The organism is Brevundimonas sp. FG128, from assembly GCF_057809775.1.
In genome coordinates, this window is record NZ_JBMDKP010000005.1 from 318,514 (window position 1) to 335,992 (window position 17,479).

General features: G+C 68.8%; 19 protein-coding genes. 10 read left to right on the forward strand and 9 right to left on the reverse strand.

Going from position 1 to position 17,479, the window contains the following annotated elements:
• Window positions 1–145 precede the first annotated feature (145 nt).
• The 9 genes from hisH (at window position 146) to ACODSC_RS14840 (ending at window position 8,550) form a co-directional block, all read left to right on the forward strand.
• Window positions 146–745 (forward strand): imidazole glycerol phosphate synthase subunit HisH, encoded by a 600-nt coding sequence (hisH, locus tag ACODSC_RS14800; protein ID WP_488814764.1) that lies wholly within the window; start codon window positions 146–148, stop codon window positions 743–745.
• Window positions 739–1,476 (forward strand): 1-(5-phosphoribosyl)-5-[(5-phosphoribosylamino)methylideneamino]imidazole-4-carboxamide isomerase, encoded by a 738-nt coding sequence (hisA, locus tag ACODSC_RS14805; RefSeq protein WP_488814765.1) that lies wholly within the window; start codon window positions 739–741, stop codon window positions 1,474–1,476. The genes hisH and hisA overlap by 7 nt, the downstream gene beginning before the upstream one ends.
• Window positions 1,473–2,240: an imidazole glycerol phosphate synthase subunit HisF gene (gene hisF / locus ACODSC_RS14810; protein ID WP_488814766.1), complete on the forward strand. Its 768-nt coding sequence runs from the start codon at window positions 1,473–1,475 to the stop codon at window positions 2,238–2,240. Before hisA ends, hisF begins: the two co-directional genes overlap by 4 nt.
• A 172-nt stretch (window positions 2,241–2,412) precedes the next feature.
• A complete protein-coding gene (hisIE, locus tag ACODSC_RS14815; RefSeq protein ID WP_488814767.1) occupies window positions 2,413–3,036 on the forward strand; it encodes a bifunctional phosphoribosyl-AMP cyclohydrolase/phosphoribosyl-ATP diphosphatase HisIE in 624 nt (207 codons plus the stop codon).
• A 48-nt stretch (window positions 3,037–3,084) separates the two neighbouring features.
• Entirely contained in the window at window positions 3,085–4,545 is a 1,461-nt protein-coding gene (gene zwf, locus ACODSC_RS14820; protein WP_488814768.1) for a glucose-6-phosphate dehydrogenase, read from the forward strand.
• The gene (gene pgl / locus ACODSC_RS14825) at window positions 4,538–5,254 is read left to right on the forward strand and encodes a 6-phosphogluconolactonase (protein WP_488814769.1); all 717 of its coding nucleotides are present in this window, start codon (window positions 4,538–4,540) and stop codon (window positions 5,252–5,254) included. The genes zwf and pgl overlap by 8 nt, the downstream gene beginning before the upstream one ends.
• A 1-nt stretch (window position 5,255) precedes the next feature.
• Window positions 5,256–7,145 carry a phosphogluconate dehydratase gene (gene edd / locus ACODSC_RS14830; RefSeq protein WP_488814770.1) on the forward strand — a complete coding sequence of 630 codons (1,890 nt, stop codon included), beginning with the start codon at window positions 5,256–5,258 and terminating at the stop codon, window positions 7,143–7,145.
• Between the two features lie 30 nt (window positions 7,146–7,175).
• The gene (gene glk, locus ACODSC_RS14835; RefSeq protein WP_488814771.1) at window positions 7,176–8,162 is read left to right on the forward strand and encodes a glucokinase; all 987 of its coding nucleotides are present in this window, start codon (window positions 7,176–7,178) and stop codon (window positions 8,160–8,162) included.
• Window positions 8,163–8,244: 82 nt separating this feature from the next.
• Window positions 8,245–8,550, forward strand: coding sequence for a hypothetical protein (locus ACODSC_RS14840; protein WP_488814773.1), 306 nt, complete (start codon window positions 8,245–8,247; stop codon window positions 8,548–8,550).
• A 67-nt stretch (window positions 8,551–8,617) separates the two neighbouring features.
• On the opposite strand, the gene ACODSC_RS14845 is transcribed toward ACODSC_RS14840, so the two are convergent.
• The 4 genes from ACODSC_RS14845 to ACODSC_RS14860 form a co-directional block, all read right to left on the reverse strand.
• A complete protein-coding gene (locus tag ACODSC_RS14845; protein ID WP_488814774.1) occupies window positions 8,618–8,983 on the reverse strand; it encodes a hypothetical protein in 366 nt (121 codons plus the stop codon).
• Entirely contained in the window at window positions 8,980–10,275 is a 1,296-nt protein-coding gene (gene hmgA, locus ACODSC_RS14850; RefSeq protein ID WP_488814792.1) for a homogentisate 1,2-dioxygenase, read from the reverse strand. Before hmgA ends, ACODSC_RS14845 begins: the two co-directional genes overlap by 4 nt.
• 27 nt (window positions 10,276–10,302) lie before the next feature.
• A complete protein-coding gene (locus ACODSC_RS14855; protein WP_488814775.1) occupies window positions 10,303–10,560 on the reverse strand; it encodes an Lrp/AsnC ligand binding domain-containing protein in 258 nt (85 codons plus the stop codon).
• Window positions 10,561–10,767: 207 nt separating this feature from the next.
• Window positions 10,768–11,325 carry a dihydrofolate reductase family protein gene (locus tag ACODSC_RS14860; RefSeq protein ID WP_488814777.1) on the reverse strand — a complete coding sequence of 186 codons (558 nt, stop codon included), beginning with the start codon at window positions 11,323–11,325 and terminating at the stop codon, window positions 10,768–10,770.
• Between the two features lie 162 nt (window positions 11,326–11,487).
• Between ACODSC_RS14860 and ACODSC_RS14865 the strand changes: the two genes are divergently transcribed.
• Window positions 11,488–12,168, forward strand: coding sequence for a bifunctional 4-hydroxy-2-oxoglutarate aldolase/2-dehydro-3-deoxy-phosphogluconate aldolase (locus ACODSC_RS14865; RefSeq protein WP_488814778.1), 681 nt, complete (start codon window positions 11,488–11,490; stop codon window positions 12,166–12,168).
• 9 nt (window positions 12,169–12,177) lie between these two features.
• Here ACODSC_RS14865 and ACODSC_RS14870 read toward each other — a convergent pair whose 3' ends face one another.
• From ACODSC_RS14870 to ACODSC_RS14890, 5 genes are all read right to left on the reverse strand, one after another.
• Window positions 12,178–12,681: a periplasmic heavy metal sensor gene (locus ACODSC_RS14870; protein ID WP_488814779.1), complete on the reverse strand. Its 504-nt coding sequence runs from the start codon at window positions 12,679–12,681 to the stop codon at window positions 12,178–12,180.
• Complete coding sequence (locus ACODSC_RS14875; RefSeq protein ID WP_488814780.1) at window positions 12,678–13,085, reverse strand: hypothetical protein; 408 nt, start codon at window positions 13,083–13,085, stop codon at window positions 12,678–12,680. The genes ACODSC_RS14870 and ACODSC_RS14875 overlap by 4 nt, the downstream gene beginning before the upstream one ends.
• A complete protein-coding gene (locus ACODSC_RS14880) occupies window positions 13,082–13,663 on the reverse strand; it encodes an RNA polymerase sigma factor (RefSeq protein WP_488814781.1) in 582 nt (193 codons plus the stop codon). Before ACODSC_RS14880 ends, ACODSC_RS14875 begins: the two co-directional genes overlap by 4 nt.
• 66 nt (window positions 13,664–13,729) lie before the next feature.
• On the reverse strand, window positions 13,730–14,365 hold the full coding sequence (locus ACODSC_RS14885) for an EF-hand domain-containing protein (protein ID WP_488814782.1): 636 nt from the start codon (window positions 14,363–14,365) through the stop codon (window positions 13,730–13,732).
• Between the two features lie 49 nt (window positions 14,366–14,414).
• The gene (locus ACODSC_RS14890) at window positions 14,415–17,360 is read right to left on the reverse strand and encodes a bifunctional [glutamine synthetase] adenylyltransferase/[glutamine synthetase]-adenylyl-L-tyrosine phosphorylase (RefSeq protein ID WP_488814784.1); all 2,946 of its coding nucleotides are present in this window, start codon (window positions 17,358–17,360) and stop codon (window positions 14,415–14,417) included.
• Between the last annotated feature and the right edge of the window lie 119 nt (window positions 17,361–17,479).

Below are 17,479 nucleotides of genomic sequence, written 5' to 3' on the forward strand. Positions count from 1 at the left end.
AGCGCAACGGGGGAGGGGGACCGCGAAGCGGTGGAGGGGGCGACGCCACACTCCGTCGTCTGGCGTTCGACATCCAGTCCGCTTCCGCCCCGTCCACCACGCTGCGCGCGGTCCCCCTCCCGCGCTCCGCGGTGGAGTATCGCTGATGGAAGTCGCCGTCATCGCCTATGGCGCCGGCAACGTCGCCTCGGTTCAGTTCGCGCTGGAACGGCTAGGCGCCACCGTCCGCCTGACCGACGATCCCGCTGTGATCACCGAGGCTGAACGGGTCATCCTGCCAGGCGTCGGCGCGGCCGGTTACGCCATGGCCCGCCTGGCCGAACTGGGTCTGGTCGATCCGATCCGCGCCTTCTCCCGCCCCCTGCTGGGCGTGTGTCTGGGCCAGCAACTGCTGTTCGAGCGCAGCGAAGAGGGCGACGGCGTCGGCTTGCTGGACTTGATACCCGGCATGGTGACCCGGCTCGAACCCGCGGGCGACCTGCCGGTGCCGCACATGGGCTGGAGCCGCCTGACGCGGGACCGCGACGACCCGCTGCTGGAGGGGGTCGCCGACGGCGCCTACGCCTATTTCGTCCACGGGTATGTCTGTCCCGACGGCCCCGCCACCCTGGCCCGCGCCGACTATGGAGGCGCCGTCCCGGCCATGGTGAGATCCGCCAACCGCTGGGGCTGTCAGTTCCACCCTGAACGCTCGGCCGAGGCCGGTGCGACCATCCTCAAGAACTTCCTGAGCCTGACATGCTGATCTACCCCGCCATCGACCTGAAGGACGGCGTCTGCGTGCGCCTGATGCACGGCAAGTTCGACCAAGTGACGCAATATGACGAACAGCCGGCCGCCCGGCTGACCGCCTTCGCGACCGAGGGCGCGCAGTGGATCCACATCGTCGATCTGGACGGCGCCGAGGCGGGCGAGGCGCGCCAGCATGGCCTGATCGGCGAACTGACCCAGGCCATCGACGTCAAGATCCAGTCGGGCGGCGGGGTGCGCGGAGCCAACGACGTGGCCAAGCTGCTGGACGCGGGCGTGTCGCGCGTCGTCGTCGGCTCCCTGGCTGTGACCCAGCCCAACGACGTCGCCGCCTGGCTCAAGGGCTTCGGCGTCGAGCACATCACCCTGGCCCTGGACGTGAAGATCGAGAACGGCGTGCCCGTTCCCGCCCTGAAGGGCTGGACCCAGTCGTCAGGCGTCACCCTGTGGGAGGCGCTGGATCGCTATCCAAAGGGGACGGCAAAACATCTGCTGGTCACCGACGTCGGCCGCGACGGCGCAATGACCGGACCGAACCTGGACCTGTTGGCGGAAATCCGTCAGCGCCGTCCCGACCTGGTGCTTCAGGCCTCGGGCGGGGTCTCGTCGCTGGACGACATCGCCGCTGTAAAGGCCCTGGGCTGTCACGGTGCCATCGTGGGACGCGCGCTTTACGAGAACCGCTTTACCCTGCCCGAAGCCATCGCGACGGCCAGGCGCGCATGACCGCGCGGCGGATCATCCCCTGCCTGGACGTCAAGGACGGACGGGTGGTCAAGGGCGTGAAGTTCGTCGGCCATACCGACATGGGCGACGCGGCGGAGCTGGCCGCCCGCTATCGCGACGCGGGCGCCGACGAACTGGTCTTCTACGACATCACCGCCAGCCCCGAGGGCCGGACGCTGGACTATGGCTGGATCAAGGACATCGCCCGTTTGCTGGACATCCCCTTCTGCGTCGCCGGCGGCATTCGCAGCGTGGACCAGGCGGCCCGCTGCCTGGATCACGGGGCGGATAAGGTGTCGATCAACTCCCCCGCCCTGGAACGCCCGGAACTGATCGCCGACATGGCCGCGCGACTGGGCGGGCAGTGCGTCGTCGTCGGCGTCGACAGTCGTCTGGAGGATGGCGAATGGGTGGTCCACAAATACACCGGCGATCCCGACGCGCGCCGTCACGCCGGCAAGCGCACACTGGACTGGCTTGACGAGGCGCAAAGGCTCGGCGCCGGCGAGATCGTGCTGAACTGTATCGACCAGGACGGGGTGCGGAAAGGCTACGACATTGAACAACTGTCCGCCGCCCGCGCGCGCCTGACCATCCCCCTGATCGCCTCGGGCGGCGCCGGCGCGCCCGAGCATTTCAAGGCCGTGTTCGAACAGGCCGACGTTTCCGGCGCCCTGGCCGCCAGCGTCTTTCACACCGGCGCCATCGCCATTCCCGACCTCAAGGCCTATCTGGCGGACGAAGGTTTGGAGATGAGGTTGTGATCCTCCCCCGAGAAGCGCAGCGAAACGGGGGAGGGGGACCACGAAGTGGTGGAGGGGGCGACCCCGGACTCTGTCGCCAGACGTTCCACACCCAGCCCGTTTCCGCCCCCTCCACCACGCTGCGCGCGGTCCCCCTCCCCCGCTTCGCAGTGGAGGATCAGGAGCAACGACCATGATCGACCCCAACACCATCGATTTCGCCAAGGGCGACGGCCTGGTCCCCGTGGTGGTCCAGGACGCCTCCACGCTCCAGGTCCTGACCCTGGCCTATATGGACCGCGCCGCCCTGGACGAGACCCTCGCCTCAGGCGAGGCCACCTTCTTCTCGCGTTCGCGCGGCGGGCGCTGGCGCAAAGGCGAGACCTCGGGCGACCGGCTGCATGTCGTGGGCATAACGCCCGACTGCGACAACGACGCCCTAGTCCTGTCGGTGAACCCGGTCGGCAACGCCTGCCACTTGAACCGCACCAGCTGTTTCGGCGAGGCCGATGCGCCAGGCGTGGGCCGCATTGCCCGGCTGGAACAGACCATCGCCGTGCGCGCCGCCGCCGATCCGTCTGAAAGCTGGACCGCCAAACTGATCGCCCAGGGTCCCAAACGCATTGCCCAGAAGGTCGGCGAGGAGGGTGTAGAGACCGCTCTGGCCGGCGTCGCAGGCCCTGACGAGGAACTCGCCAGCGAGGCTGCGGATTTGATCTATCACCTGCTCGTTCTTCTCCATGCCCGTAACATGGTGTTTCAGGACGTGCTGGACGTGTTGGCCTCGCGTGCGGAAGCGGCCAAAGACAGCGGCTAGGCCGTAAAGGCGTGCGTCCCGACAAATGGGACAGTCGAGGGAAATTCTATGGCGGCTCTCATTCTGTTCGGCGGCGGCGGCGATCTGGCGATGCGCATGCTGTTGCCGTCGCTGTATTTCCTCGAACACGACGGCCTGCTGCCTGAAGGGCTGAAGATCATCGGCGCCGCCCGCTCGGAAGAGAGCGCCGACGACTACATCGCCAAGGTGCATGAGGCCGTGAAGGCGCGCGCCGAGGCCGACCAGGCCTGGGACGAACCCAGCTGGTCCAGGATGAAGGCCCGTCTGGACTATCTGGCCGTGGACGCCACCTCGCCCGACAGCCTCAAGCCCCTGAAGGACAAGGTCGGCGACGGCGAGGTCACGTCGTTCTTAGCCGTCTCCCCCTCGCTCTACGCCCGCATCGTCACGGCGATGAAGGCGGCGGGTCTGGCGGACAAGAACTGCCGCATCGTGCTGGAAAAGCCGGTCGGGCGCGACCTGAAGTCCTTCCTGGAAATCGACGACGCTGTGGCCCACGCCTTCAGCGAGAGCCAGGTGTTCCGCATCGATCACTATCTGGGCAAGGAGACGGTCCAGAACCTGATCGCCCTGCGCTTCGGCAACACCATCTTCGAGCCGCTTTGGAACAACCTGTCCATCGATCACGTCCAGATCACGATCGGCGAGACGGTGGGGGTCGGCGACCGCTGGCCCTACTACGACGAATACGGCGCCCTGCGCGACATGCTGCAGAACCACATGCTGCAGCTGCTCTGCCTCGTGGCGATGGAGCCGCCCAGCGATCTGGACCCGGACTCGGTGCGCAACGAAAAGGTCAAGGTGCTGCGGTCCCTGCGTCCCGTCACGGTGGACGAGGCTGAGCGCGTCACCGTGCGCGGCCAGTATGTGGCGGGCGTCTCAGAGGGCAAGCCGGCCAAGGGCTATGACGAAGAGCGCGGACAGCCCTCCGACACCGAAACATTCGTCGCCGTACGCGCCGACATCGACAACTGGCGCTGGGCCGGCGTGCCCTTCTTCATGCGGACCGGAAAGCGGCTGCCGGAGAAGCGCACCGAGATCGTCATCCAGTTCAAGCCGCTGCCCCACTCGATCTTCGACCGTGACGACCGCGGCGAGGTTCAGGCCAACCGCATGATCATCGAGCTGCAGCCCGAGGAAGACATTTCGCTGACGGTCATGAACAAACGCCCCGGCCTGGATCGCCGCATGCAGCTTCAGCCGATCAAGATGAGCCTGTCGTGGGGTGTAGACGGCAAGTCCGTCGCGCCGCCGCGCCGCCGCATCGCCTATGAGCGGCTGCTGCTGGATGCGATGGCGGGCGACTCCACCCTGTTCGTTCGTCGCGACGAGGCGGAACAGGCCTGGAAATGGGTCGACGAGGTTGCCGAGGCCTGGGCCGAATCCGGCCAGAAGCCCGACGAATACGTCGCCGGATCCTGGGGGCCCGACAGCGCCGACATGCTGATGATGCGCACCGGCCGCGAATGGAACACGACCAATGTCTGACACGCCCGTGATCGAAGCCTTCCCCACCGTCGAGACCTGGGCCGAGGCCATTGCGGCGCGCCTGGCCGAGACGCTGGGCGCCGCCGTCCGGGACAAGGGCGCAGCCGTCTTCGCCGGCCCAGGCGGCACCACCCCCGCCCCCGTCTATCGCCGCCTGGCCGCGACCGATCTGGACTGGTCGAAGATCGCCGTTACCCTGGTTGACGAACGCTATGTCCCCGAGACCTCGCCGGAGTCCAACGCCCGTCTGATCCGCGACGTGCTGTTGCAGGACAAGGCCTCAGCCGGTCGCTTCATCCCCCTCTATACGCCGGAGGTCACGGTCGATCGCGCCGCCGCCGTCGCGGCCCACGCGCTGGCGGCCGAAGGCGGTCGTTTCGACGCGGTCCTTCTCGGCATGGGGGAGGATGGCCATATCTGCTCCATGTTCCCCGACAGCCCCACCCTGAAGACCCTGCTGACCCCGACGCTGAAGCCGACGGTGCTGGGCGTGCCTCACGGCCGTGACGGCCGCGCGCCCAGCTTGGAGAGGTTGTCGATCAACCTGCCCTATCTGATGTCGGCCGGCCGGGTGATTCTGGGCCTGAAGGGCGCCGCCAAGCGCCGGGTGTTCGAACAGGAGGCCCAAGGCGACCCCAAGATCCAGCCCATCGCCGCCCTGATCGCCGCCGGCGTTCCCCTCGAAGTTCTGTACACGGAAGACAGCTGACATGGCCCTGCACCCCACGGTCGCCGCGGTCACCGCCCGCATCGTCGAGAAAAGCCGCGCGACCCGCGCCGACTACATCCGTCGCATGGACGCCGCCCGCGACAGCGGGACCGGCCGCGCCAAGCTGAGCTGCGCCAACTGGGCCCACGCCTTCGCCGGCCAGACCATCGCCGACAAGCTGACAGCGATGGATGGGTCCAAGCCGAACCTGGGCGTCGTCACGGCCTATAATGACATGCTGTCGGCCCACCAGCCGTTCGAGCGCTTTCCCGGCGTGGTGCGCGAGGCGGTGCGTCAGGTCGGAGCCACGGCCCAGGTCGCGGGCGGCACCCCCGCCATGTGCGATGGCGTGACCCAAGGCCGACCGGGCATGGAGCTGTCGCTGTTCAGCCGCGACGTGATCGCCATGTCCACCGGCGTGGCTCTGACGCATGACGCCTTCGACGCGGCCATGATGCTGGGCGTCTGCGACAAGATCGTGCCCGGCCTGTTCATGGGCGCCCTGACCTTCGGCCACCTGCCTGTCGTCTTCGCTCCGGCCGGGCCGATGCCCTCGGGCATTCCGAATGCGGAAAAAGCCCGCGTCCGGGCCGAATACGCCCAGAACCGCGTTGATCGCCAGACCCTGCTGGAAAGCGAGATCGGTTCCTATCACTCGCCCGGCACCTGCACCTTCTACGGCACGGCCAACTCCAACCAGATGATGATGGAGCTGGGCGGGCTGCACATGCCGTCCACCGCCTTCGTCCATCCCGACACCGGCCTTCGCGACGCCCTGACGGCGGCGGCGGCCAAGCGGGCGGTCGAACTGGCCCGCAGCGGCGAATGCCGCATGGCCGACGTCATCAGCGAGAAGTCCATCGTCAACATGATCGTGGCGCTGCTGGCCACCGGCGGATCGACCAACCACGCCATCCACCTGGTCGCCATGGCGCGGGCGGCGGGCGTGCTGGTCGACTGGACCGACATGGACGAACTGTCGTCGGTCACGCCGCTTCTGGCCCGCGTCTATCCCAACGGTTCGGCCGATGTGAACGCCTTCCAGGCCGCCGGCGGCGTCGCCTTCGTGGCCCGCGAACTGGCCCAGGCCGGGCATATCCACGCCGACGTCACGACCATCATGGGTCAGGGCATCGAGGCCTATTTCCAGGAACCGTCGATGGTGGACGGCGAACTGGTCTGGCGCGACGGCGTCGCGGAAAGCCTCGACTTGGACATCCTGCGTCCCGCCTCCAACCCGTTCGACAAGGAGGGCGGTCTGCGGCTCGTCCAGGGCGACCTGGGCCGGGCGGTCATCAAGATCTCGGCGGTCAAGCCCGAGAACCGCATCGTCGAGGCCCCCGCCGCCGTGTTCGAGACGCAGGAAGACGCGCTCCAGGCCTTCCGGGACGGCAAGTTGAACCGCGACGTGGTCGTGGTGCTGCGCTTCCAGGGGCCCAAGGCCAACGGCATGCCCGAACTGCACAGCCTGTCGCCGGCCCTGTCGGTCATTCAGGACAAGGGCTTCAAGGTCGCCTTCGTCACCGACGGCCGCATGTCGGGCGCCAGCGGCAAGACCCCCGCCGCCATCCACGTCAGCCCCGAGGCCCTGGCGGGCGGCCCCTTGGCCCATGTGCGCGACGGCGACATCATCCGCCTGGACGCCGAGGCCGGGGTTCTGACCACGGTAGGCGTGGCCGACCTGACCGGCCGACCGCCGGCCGCACGGTCCGCCGTCAACGCCGAGGGGTCGTCCTGGGGCTATGGCCGCGAGCTGTTCGGCGCCTTCCGCCGCGTCGTGACGACGGCGGAACAGGGGGCGACCGTCTGTTTCGCCGTGCCGCCCGGCGGCGGCGGTCATTCCGACACCCCGCCCGACCCCAACTTCGTCGACCGGACGGTGGACGCCTGATCCGCCGAACCGACCGCAGGAAACGCCTCAATGAATGACAAGACCCTTCGCGCCGGCCCCCAACTCGTCGGGGATGTCGGCGGCACCAACGCTCGTTTCGCCCTGGCCCGCATGGTGGACGGCAAACCCGTGCTGGAGCACCACGACAGCTTCCCGGCCGAAACCTATCCCACCTTCCTTGAGGGCGTCGCCGCCTTCATCGACGGCTGCGAGGTCAAGCCGACCGGCGGCGTCATCGCCGTGGCCGGCCCCGTCACCGACGGCGCCATCGACCTGACCAACTCGCCCTGGGCGGTGTCGGAAAAGGAACTTCAGACCCTGGGCCTGAAGCCGGTCAAGCTGATCAACGATTTCGAGGCCCTGGCCTGGGGCGCCCCCGTGGTCCCCGAGGACCAGCTGGAAAGCCTGGGCGGGCCGGTGGACGGCGATCCGCACTCGACCGTGGCGGTGCTGGGCCCCGGCACCGGCTTCGGCGTCTCGGCCCTGGTGCGCGACGCCCACGGCAAGGAAATGGCCATGCCGTCCGAAGGCGGTCACGCCTGCTTCCCCCCCGGCGACCCGGTCGAGGACGAAATCCTGCGCATCCTGCGCCGCCGCTATGATCGGGTGTCCATCGAACGCCTGATCTGCGGCCCCGGCCTTTTGAACATGCACCGGGCGCTTGCCGAGATCGACGGACGCGAGACCCATATCGACGACCCGGCCGAGATCACCGAGACGGCTATGAAGGACCCCAACAGCCCGTGCGGCGCCACCCTGGCCCGGTTCTGCGCCATCCTGGGCGCGGTCGCCGGCGACATCGCCCTGACCACGGGCGCGCGCGGCGGCGTCTATATCGCCGGCGGCATCGTCCCGCGCATCCTGCCCTTCATCAAGGCCAGCCCCTTCCGCCAGCGGTTCGAGCGCAAGGGGCGGTTCAAGGACTATATGCAGGAGATCCCGACCAAGGTGATCATGCACAAGCACGCCGCCCTTCTGGGCGCCGCCCGCGTCGCCTTCGCCGAGCTGGGCGAGTAACGCGAGCTCGCAGAAAAATCACGGCGGCGTGAACCGATCGGACACAGCAACGTTTCCTCATCTCCACAATGGAGGAAGCCCTATGAAAAAGATCGCCATCGCCGCCGTGTCCCTGTTCGCCCTGGCCGGCGTCGCCGCCTGCGGTGAAAGCGCCGCCGACAAGGCCGCCGAAAGCCAAGCGGACGCCATCGAAGCCCAGGGCGAAGCCCAGGCCGACTCGCTGGAAGCCCAGGCCGCCGCGACCCCGAACGAGGCGCAGGAAACCGCTCTCAACGAACAGGCCGATCGCGTTGAAGAAAACGCCGACCGCAAGGCGGACATGGTCGAGCAGCAGGGCGGCAACGCCGACGGCGGCATGACCACCACCAACACGCCGTCGACGCACTAATCCGTTTACGGACGATCAGCCCCCGCCGTTCGCGGCGGGGGCTTTTTCATGCCTGATCGCTGGGCGATCAGTCGATGCAGAGGGTCTGGCCGGCCTTGCCGTCCTCGACCACGGTGTTGCAGCCGAACCGGTCGCTGGTGGGCTGGCAGATTCCGGCCGTCGCCGCTCCTGCGGCGATCCCGGTATTGCCTTCGACCCGGCAGTCGCCCTGGCAGTCGTCGCCGTCGGTGCAGCGCTTGCCGGCGTCGGCGTAGGAGATCACGCACTGCCAGCTCTGCATCCGCCCGACCTGTTTCATCGTGCCGCCGCGCGCGGCGCAGGCCGAGGCGTCGGCGCTCTGCATGGGCGCATCGGAGCCGGCGCCCGTGCTGGTCTGGGGCGAGCAGGCGGCGGCCGCAAGGGCCAGGGCGGCGAAGAGGGTGGTGCGGATCAAGGGATCTGTCCTTTTTGGAAACCTGACCACACGTCGTCGTAGTCGAGCTGCATCTGCGGTGATTCCTGCGCCCATTTCGTGACGCGGATCGGCATTCGGGTCTCGAACATGAAGGCCAGGGTGTTTTCCATCTTGTGCGGCTTCAGCTCGGCCTTGACCGCCCCATCGTAGCTGGCCTGGTCGGGGCCGTGGCCGCTCATGCGGTTGTGCAGGGACGCGCCGCCGGGCGCAAAGCCGCCGGCCTTGGCGTCATAGGCGCCGGTCACCAGGCCCATGAACTCGCTCATGACGTTGCGGTGGAACCAGGGTGGACGGAAGGTGTGCTCGGCCACCATCCAGCGCGGCGGGAAGATGACGAAGTCGATGTTGGCGGTGCCCGGCGTCTCCGACGGGCTGGTCAGGACGGTGAAGATCGACGGATCGGGGTGGTCGTAGCTGACGGTGTTGATCGTGTTGAACCGGGCGGTGTCATAGCGGCAGGGCGCCAGGTTGCCGTGCCAGGCGACGACGTCCAGCGGACTGTGGTCGAAGGTCGTGGCCCAGAGCCGACCGCCGAACTTCTGCACGCACTGGGTCGGGCGATCCACGTCCTCGAACGCCGCGACCGGGGTTTCGAAATCGCGCGGATTGGCCAGGCCGTTCGACCCGATCGGCCCCAGGTCTGGCAGACGGAAGGGGCTGCCGTAGTTTTCGCAGACATAGCCGCGAACGGGGCCGTCGATTTCCACGCGGAACCGCACGCCGCGCGGGATCAGCACGATATGGCCGGGCTCGGCCTCGATCACGCCCATCTCGGTGACGAAGCGGTGCGCGCCCTGTTGCGGCACGATCAGCAGTTCGCCGTCGGCGTCGTAGAAGACCCGGTCGGTCATGGATCGATTGGCGACGTACAGGTGGACCCCCACCCCCGCCCCGCCGTCCGGCTCGCCGTTGCCGCCGTAGGTGACCAGGCCCTCGACCCAGTCGGTGGGCGTCTCGGGGACCGGCAGCGGGTCCCAGCGCATCCTGTTGGGGTTGGGCGGCGTCTCGTCGAACGGACCCGAGCGGACGCGCCCCTGGTCGAAGGCCACATAGGGGCCGTGCTGCGCCGAGGGGCGCAGGCGATAGAGCCAGCTGCGCCGATTCTCGGCGCGCGGGGCGGTGAAGGCGGTGCCAGACAGCTGTTCAGCGTAAAGCCCCATCGGCGTCTTCTGCGGTGAGTTCTGGCCCACCGGCAGGGCGCCGGGCGCCGCCTCGGTGGCGAAATGGTTGCCGAAGCCGGTCAGGTAGGCGGGCGCGTTGGTTCGCGACATCATGGCGTGTTCTCCCTTCTGCCTGTCTTAGCCCTTCTTCGGCAGGAAGGGCGAGAAGGTGATGACTGTGAAGGTGTCGCGCACATGCGGCCGAGTCTGGACCTGTTTGGTCACGAAGGTCCCGATGTCGGCGTCGCGCGGCAGGTTGAACTTGGCCAGCAGGTCGTGCTGGCCCGAGGTGGAATAGACCTCGGACACATTCTCGACATTGTCCACGATATCGGCCGCCACCTCATTGGCATAGCCCAGCTCGCATTTGATGAAGACGAAGATGGCGGTCATCATGGCGGGTGCTCCTGAGGTTCGGCGGCTTCCTAGCGGTTTTCAGACCCGGCGTCGAAAAAACAGGGTGTAGATGGTGCAGTTCGCATGAAATCGGCGTGGCGTTCCGTGTTCGTACAGGATGGGCCTAGCAGATCGGCGCGCCAGAAACGGACGTGGAGCGAGTATGCCGTGTGCGCAACGAGAGGCTCCGAAACGAACCGACCAGCATTAACGGGCGCGCCGGTAATGAAGGGCGACCGCGCCATTACGAAGCGGCGCGGCTGAAATCAGCTCCAACTGTCGCGTGCTGGGCAGCCCGCTTTGGTGCAGGGTTGGGCCGTGGCCGGCGATCCGGGGGTGGACCAGCAGCCTGTACTCGTCGATCAGATCGAGCCGGTCCAACTCGGTCGCAAGTTTGCCGCTGCCTAGGAGCACGCCGGCCGGGGTCGCGTCCTTGAGCCTTTGCACGCCCATGCGCAGGCCGCCGACGATGGGGTGGCTATTGGTCCAGGGAAAGGCCCGTCGCGTCGACGACGCCACATATTTCGGCTTGGCTTCCAGCTTGACCGCCCACTCGCGCACCGCCGGCGGCGCGGACAATTCGCCGCGCGCGACTGCCGGCCAATAGCTCTCCATCATCTCGTAGGTGACGCGGCCCCACAGCATCGCCCCGCTGTCGTCCATCAGGCGGGTGAAGAAGGCATGGGTTTCGTCATCCGCGATCCCTTCCTGATGGTCGATGCAGCCGTCCAAGGTCAGATTGATGCTGAAGGTCAAGAGTCCCATGGGATAAGTCTAAGCGATAAAATGGGCGAAGACCCAGGCCCATTGCTCGCGGCCGGTCTTGTTCGCCTTCCTCTGAATCCGGCTTCGCTAACCTGCTGTGACTTGACCTAGCGTCGCCGACATCGGAGGTCGGACGAGAACCTATCGTAGAGGAAACCGTCCATGACCCATGATCGCGTCAGCGTGCTTCAGGCGCTCGAGAGCCAGGGCGTGTGCCCGGTCTTTTATCATGCCGATCCCGAGGTCAGCCTGAACGTCATTCGCGCCTGTGCGCGCGGCGGGGCGCCGGTGGTGGAGTTCACCAATCGCGGCGACTTCGCCTGCGACCTGTTCGGCGAGATCAATCGCGAACTGATCAAGACCGATCCCGAGGTGGTGCTGGGCATCGGCTCGGTGGTCGATAGCGGCACGGCGGCGCTTTACCTGAACCGGGGCGCGCGCTTCGTTGTCAGCCCCTGCCTGGTCCCGGACGTGGCCAAGGTGTGCAACCGGCGCATGGTCGCCTATTTCCCCGGCTGCGGTTCGGTGACGGACATCAGCAATGCGCACGAGCTGGGCTGCGACATCGTCAAACTGTTCCCCGGCGCGTCGGTGGGCGGGCCGGACTTCGTCAAGGCGGTCAAGGGACCGCTGCCCTGGGTAAAGATCATGCCGACCGGCGGCGTCGATCCGGACGAGGCTTCCATCGCCAAATGGTTCGGCGCGGGCATCGTGGCGGCGGGCATGGGCTCCAAGCTGATCACGGATGAAGCGGTCAAGACCGGCGACTGGGCCGGGATCGAGAGCAAGGTCCGCGCCGCCGTGGACGCGGTCGCCGCGTTCCGGGCGTCGAAAAAGGGCTGATCCGCCGCCTCAGCGGGCCGGCGCGTCGCGCCGGTCGTCGTGATGCACCAGGGTGCGACGGGCGTCGCCCTTGCGCTGCAGGATGGGCGTCAGGGCCTTTCGATCCTCGGGGTCCAGAGTGGCGAGCACGGCGACGGCGCCGCTTTCCAGCCGGGCGCGCCCGCGCATCTCGGCCGCGCGCGAGCGTTCCAGAAGGGCAGAGACCCTCGCCGGATCCATCGTCGGCTCGCCGGCGATGGCGATGGCCTCGCGTCGGGCCGCCCGCGCCGCCTCGAAATCGGGTCGCGCCGCCAGGGCGCTCTGACGCAGGGCGGCGCGCACACGGGCGCGGGTCGCCGGCTCCAGCCCGCGCAGGATTTCGACGAAGGGCCCTTCCCGGCCCGGCCGCTGCTGGTCCTCGATCTTGCGTTCGACCCGGTCGCGGCTAACCACATAGGCCGCGCCGCCGCCCAGGGCGAACAGGTTCAGGGCCACCGAAACGGCCAGGGCGATCTTCAGGGTTCTCGACCTCATCCCAGCACCTCGGCGTCGTCCACCCCGGTCAGGGTGGACTGGTAAAGCACGGCGTCCGCGCGGTCGTCGGCGGTCAGATGGGTGGTCAGGCCGACGCCGGCCACCACGCCCGCACAAGCCGCGGCCGCCCAACCGGCGCCCAAGAACCATACCGCCCGACGCAGATGACCGCGCACCTTTCGCACCGGCGCCGAAGCCAACACCCGCGCCGCAAGGTCGGTCGACGGGGCGATGACGGGCGAGGCGTCCAGCAGGGCGTCCAACGCCGCCGCATCGTCCAGCACCGCGCGCGCCGCCGGATCGACCGCGATCAGGCTCTCGGCGAAGGCGCGCTGGTCCGCCGGCCAGCGACGCAGGTCGCCGCCATAGGCCTGGGCCAGGGCTTCAAGCCGTTCGATCTTCATCGTCCGTCTCCTTCGCGTCGCCCGTCAGACCGGGGCGACAGATCCGCGAGCGCGACGCGCATGGCGCGCCGTCCCCGCGACAACAAACTTTCCAGCGCCTCGACGCTGATCTCCATCAGGACCGCCGCCTCTATGTTGGACAGCTCCTGATAATGGCACAGCACGACGGCCTCGCGCTGCCGATCCGGCAAAGCCTTCAGCGCCGCATCGACCCGCGCGCCCGTCTCGGCCGCCAACAGCCCCCGATCGGGGGCCGGCCCGTCGTCGGCCCGGTCCGGCGGAGTTTCGGTCGGGATCTCGCGCCGACGCCTGAGCCGATCGTAGCAGAGGTTCAGCGCCACGCGGTGCAGCCAGGTGTCGAACCGCGCCGCGCCGGGGGTCCATTTGGGCGCCTGACGCCAGGCCCGCAGCATGGCCTCCTGGGCCACGTCCTCGGCCTCGACCGGATCGCCCAGCATGCGTTGGGCCAGAGCCAGGATGCGCGGCAGCTTGCGCGCGACGAACGCCTGCGTCGCCGCAGGGTCGCCCTGACCCACGCGGCGCACAAGATCCTCGTCGGGGTCGACGATCGCGACCAATCCCGCCTCTTTCGTTGCTGACGAAAGGGACCGATTCGCACGCGACGGCCGACCCCGACATTTCTCTTACTCCGAAGCCGCCGCAGGCGCAGCCGGTTGTTGGCGGGCGGCGCGGCGCGGCTGGCGTTCGGTGCGGCGTTCAGCGCGATGCGCGGTCATGGCGGGGCGACGCTCCTCGGCCGAAACGACGCCGTCGCGGTTCGCGTCCATCTTGTCGAACTGCTCGCCGAGCCGGGCGGCGACCTCGGCGATCGTCACCGGGCCGTGCGCACGATCCGCGCCCCGTTTGGCGTGACGCGGACCGCCGCCGCGACGACCGACGTGTTCGGCGCGCGGACCGCGATCGGGACGGGCGGCGTGGCCGGCGTCGAATTCGGCTCGGCTGATCGCGCCGTCGCCGTCGGCGTCCATCTTGGCGAACCGGGCCTGGGCGTGTTCGGCGCGTCGGGCCTGCATGGCGGCCTGTCGTTCCTCGACGCTGACCGAACCGTCGCGATCGGCGTCTAGCGCGGTCAGGCGTGCGACGCGGGCGTCCACGAAGTCGGCGCGGGTGATCTGCCGGTTCGGCTCGCCGCGACGGTGATGCGGCGCCGGGGCGGCCTGAAGGCCCTGCGGAGCGGGCGCGGGAACCTGGGCGGTGGCGACGCCGGCGACGGCGGCCAGTGCGACGGCGCCGAGGCCGGTCAGGAAGGTGTTTCTCATCTCGATAATCTCCATGGGTCGCTTTCGGCGCCCCTTTGACATTGCCCTGTCAGGGGATTGAACGCGGCGTCGCGGACTCTCCGTCGCGGCCGGCGGGAACGGCGCGTTCGAAGGCCTTGCGCGCCCGCGCCCGCAGATCGGCGAGTTCGGTCTTCAGTGTTTCGAAATCCTGCGCGCCGGCGGCCTCCGCCAGACGCAGTTGGAAGACTGAGGGTTCGGCCTCGGGATCGACCCGGCCCTCGAAGGCGGCGGCCAACAGATGGGCCAATCGCTGCTGGATACGCCAGGCCTCGGCCAGGACCGGGTCGTCGTGGAGGGCCTGCAGCGTGGACAGTGTCAGGGGCTCGCCGATGGCGGCGGCCTGGAGCTGGCGGTACTGGGCCGCGAACTCGGCGTCCACCTGGCCGCCCGGCGACAGCTTCAGGTCCCAGAAGCCGTGGGGGCGGCGCTCGCGGTCCATCAGGGCGCGCATCTTGCGCACATCGGCGGCGACATCGACGCCGGGGCGCGGGCGACGCAGGGCCGCCTCGATGGCCGCCGAGACCTGGGCGCCGAACTTGGGATCGCTGGCCCAGACGACGCGGGCGCGGGTCAGGACCATGAACTCCCAAGTCTCGGCCTCGCGCGCATAGTAGTCGTCGAAGGCCGACAGCCGAACCGACACCGGCCCCTTGGACCCGGTGGGCCGCAGCCGCATATCGACCTCATACAGCCCGCCCTCGGCGGTGTGGGCCGACAGGGCGGCGATCAGCCGCTGAGTAAAGCGGGCGTAGAAGACGTCGGCGCTCCAGCCCTTGATGGCGGAGGTCGCCTCGGGCGGGGCGTCGTACAGGGTCATCAGGTCCAGGTCGGACGCGGCCGTCATCTCGCGCGACCCGGCCTTGCCCAGGGCCACCACCGCCGCCGCGCCGGGCAAGGCGCCGCCCAGCCGTTCGGTCTCGGCCAGGGCCGCCGGGGACAGGGTCAGCATGGCGGCGTCGGCCAGAGCGGCGTAGGCGCGTCCGGCCGCCTCGGCGCCGGCGCGTCCGGTCATGGCGTGAATGCCGATGCGGAACATCTGTTCGCGGTGCAGGCGGCGCACGGCGTTCATGGCGCCTTCGAAATCGTCGGTCTCGCCGGCCTCGCGCAGCATCTGTTCGGTCAGGCCGGTCTCTTCCGACAGATCGACCAGGAAGCGCGCATCCAGCACGCCGTCCAGGGCCGCCGGTTGCCGCCCCAGGGTGCGGGCCAAGCGCGGGGCGAAGGCCATGACGCCCAGCACCATCTCGAACAATTTGGGCTGGTTCAGGAACAGGGCCTGGACCTGGACCCCCGCCGCCAGGCCCGAGAAAAAGACGGCGAAGCGCCGGAACGCCTCGTCCGGCGCCCCGGACCGGGCCAGGGCCTCCAGCAGACGCGGCGCCAGGCGGGTGAACAGCTCGCGGCCCCGCGCCGTCCGCGTCGCCGGGATGCGGCCGTGGTGCCAGGAACGGATGGTGTCGGCGACGGAGGGCGCCTCGGAAAAGCCCATGCGGCGCAGGGTCTCCAGGGTCTCGGGGTCGTTTTCGACCCCGGTGAAGACCAGGCTGCCATAGCTGGAATCCAGATCCTCGCCGCCCTCGAACAGCTCGCCGTAGCGGGTGTTGACCCGGACCAGCAGGGCCTCGACATGGGCGTCGAAGGCCGCCAGATCGCCGGAACCGGCCAGCGCGGAACCGGCCAGCGCGGCGACGGCGGCGCGGCGTTCGCTGTCCTCGGGCAGGCGGTGGGTCTGCTCGTCGTCGAGCATCTGCACCCGGTGCTCCAGCCCGCGCAGTTCGACATAGGCGGCCGACAGTTCCTCGCAGACCGTCTGGGGGATGTGGTCGGCGTCGGCCAGCGCCTTCAGCGCCTCCAGCGTGCGTTGCTTGCGCAAGCCCGGATCGCGCCCGCCCAGGATCAACTGCTGGGTCTGGGCGTAGAATTCGATCTCGCGGATGCCGCCGCGACCCAGCTTCAGATTGGCCCCGGCGGCGTGCAGCCCCTCGCCGGTCTTGTGGACGTGGATCTGCTTCTTGATCGACTGGATGTCGAGCACGGCGGCGTAGTCCAGGCTGCGCCGCCAGATGAAGGGGATCATGGCCTTCAGGAACCGGCCCGCCGCCCGCATGTCGCCCAGCACCGGCCGCGCCTTGATGAAGGCCGCCCGCTCCCAGTTCTGGCCGACGCTCTCGTAATAGGCCAGGGCCATCGGTCCCGCGACCACCGGCGGGGTCGAGGACGGGTCGGGCCGCAGCCGCAGATCGACGCGGAAGACATAGCCGTCGGCCGTCCGCTCGGTCAGCAGGGTGGCGATCCCCTTGCCGACGCGATTGGCGAAGTCCTGCATCTCCTCGCCCTCGCGCAGGGCCAGGACCATCAGACGCGGCTCGAAGAAGAGCGAAATGTCGATGTCGGAGGAATAGTTCAGCTCATTGGCGCCGTGCTTGCCCATGGCCAGGCCGAACAGACCGGGGATCGGCCCGCGCGGATCGCCGGGCGGCGAAACCAGCCGCCCCCGCGCCCTCTGTTCGGCGGCGACGGCGCGCAGGGCGGCGCGGCACGAGGCGTCGGCGAAGTTCGACAGGGCGGCGGTGACCTGATCCAGATCCCAGACGCCGCCGAGGTCGGCCAGGGCGGTCAGCAGGTGGAGGTCGGCCTTGAGCACCCGCAGCGGGGCGCGGACCTTGTCGGGTTCAGCGTCCAGCGCGTCGGTGTCGCGGATGATCCCGGCGAGACCCTCCGCCGGGTCCTTTTGCAGAATTCGGCGCAGATGGTCCGGGCGGCGACGCATCAGGCCGGCGAGGTAGGGCGAGGCGCCGGCGACCGGCGCCAGGGCGTCCCAGGCGGCGTCGAGGGTCTCGCGCCAGCCGCCTGCGTCGGCGGCCTCTATCAGGGTTTCAAACAGGCGGTCCGCTGCTGCCGGGTTGGCGACGGGCCCTGCGGGCTTGATCCTCTGGCCCAAGGGAATCGGTGCGGAGGTTGCAGTATCGGCCATTAATTCATCCGCTCATCCCCGCGGAAGCGGGGACCCAGTGCTTTCGCTCGGCAAAACGTTGGACCACGATCCTGACCCACGCCACAAGCCTGACCGCCCAAAGACCTGGGTCCCCGCTT

What these genes read in the sequence shown, in the direction of transcription:
- ACODSC_RS14890 (WP_488814784.1), bottom strand. Translation starts at nt 17,360, where the DNA reads ATGGCCGATACTGCAACCTCCGCACCGATTCCCTTGGGCCAGAGGATC.
- zwf (WP_488814768.1), top strand. Translation starts at nt 3,085, where the DNA reads ATGGCGGCTCTCATTCTGTTCGGCGGCGGCGGCGATCTGGCGATGCGC.
- hisF (WP_488814766.1), top strand. Translation starts at nt 1,473, where the DNA reads ATGACCGCGCGGCGGATCATCCCCTGCCTGGACGTCAAGGACGGACGG.
- ACODSC_RS14870 (WP_488814779.1), bottom strand. Translation starts at nt 12,681, where the DNA reads ATGAGGTCGAGAACCCTGAAGATCGCCCTGGCCGTTTCGGTGGCCCTG.
- ACODSC_RS14885 (WP_488814782.1), bottom strand. Translation starts at nt 14,365, where the DNA reads ATGAGAAACACCTTCCTGACCGGCCTCGGCGCCGTCGCACTGGCCGCC.
- ACODSC_RS14875 (WP_488814780.1), bottom strand. Translation starts at nt 13,085, where the DNA reads ATGAAGATCGAACGGCTTGAAGCCCTGGCCCAGGCCTATGGCGGCGAC.
- edd (WP_488814770.1), top strand. Translation starts at nt 5,256, where the DNA reads ATGGCCCTGCACCCCACGGTCGCCGCGGTCACCGCCCGCATCGTCGAG.
- ACODSC_RS14855 (WP_488814775.1), bottom strand. Translation starts at nt 10,560, where the DNA reads ATGATGACCGCCATCTTCGTCTTCATCAAATGCGAGCTGGGCTATGCC.
- ACODSC_RS14865 (WP_488814778.1), top strand. Translation starts at nt 11,488, where the DNA reads ATGACCCATGATCGCGTCAGCGTGCTTCAGGCGCTCGAGAGCCAGGGC.
- hmgA (WP_488814792.1), bottom strand. Translation starts at nt 10,275, where the DNA reads ATGTCGCGAACCAACGCGCCCGCCTACCTGACCGGCTTCGGCAACCAT.
- glk (WP_488814771.1), top strand. Translation starts at nt 7,176, where the DNA reads ATGAATGACAAGACCCTTCGCGCCGGCCCCCAACTCGTCGGGGATGTC.
- hisA (WP_488814765.1), top strand. Translation starts at nt 739, where the DNA reads ATGCTGATCTACCCCGCCATCGACCTGAAGGACGGCGTCTGCGTGCGC.
- ACODSC_RS14840 (WP_488814773.1), top strand. Translation starts at nt 8,245, where the DNA reads ATGAAAAAGATCGCCATCGCCGCCGTGTCCCTGTTCGCCCTGGCCGGC.
- hisH (WP_488814764.1), top strand. Translation starts at nt 146, where the DNA reads ATGGAAGTCGCCGTCATCGCCTATGGCGCCGGCAACGTCGCCTCGGTT.
- hisIE (WP_488814767.1), top strand. Translation starts at nt 2,413, where the DNA reads ATGATCGACCCCAACACCATCGATTTCGCCAAGGGCGACGGCCTGGTC.
- pgl (WP_488814769.1), top strand. Translation starts at nt 4,538, where the DNA reads ATGTCTGACACGCCCGTGATCGAAGCCTTCCCCACCGTCGAGACCTGG.
- ACODSC_RS14860 (WP_488814777.1), bottom strand. Translation starts at nt 11,325, where the DNA reads ATGGGACTCTTGACCTTCAGCATCAATCTGACCTTGGACGGCTGCATC.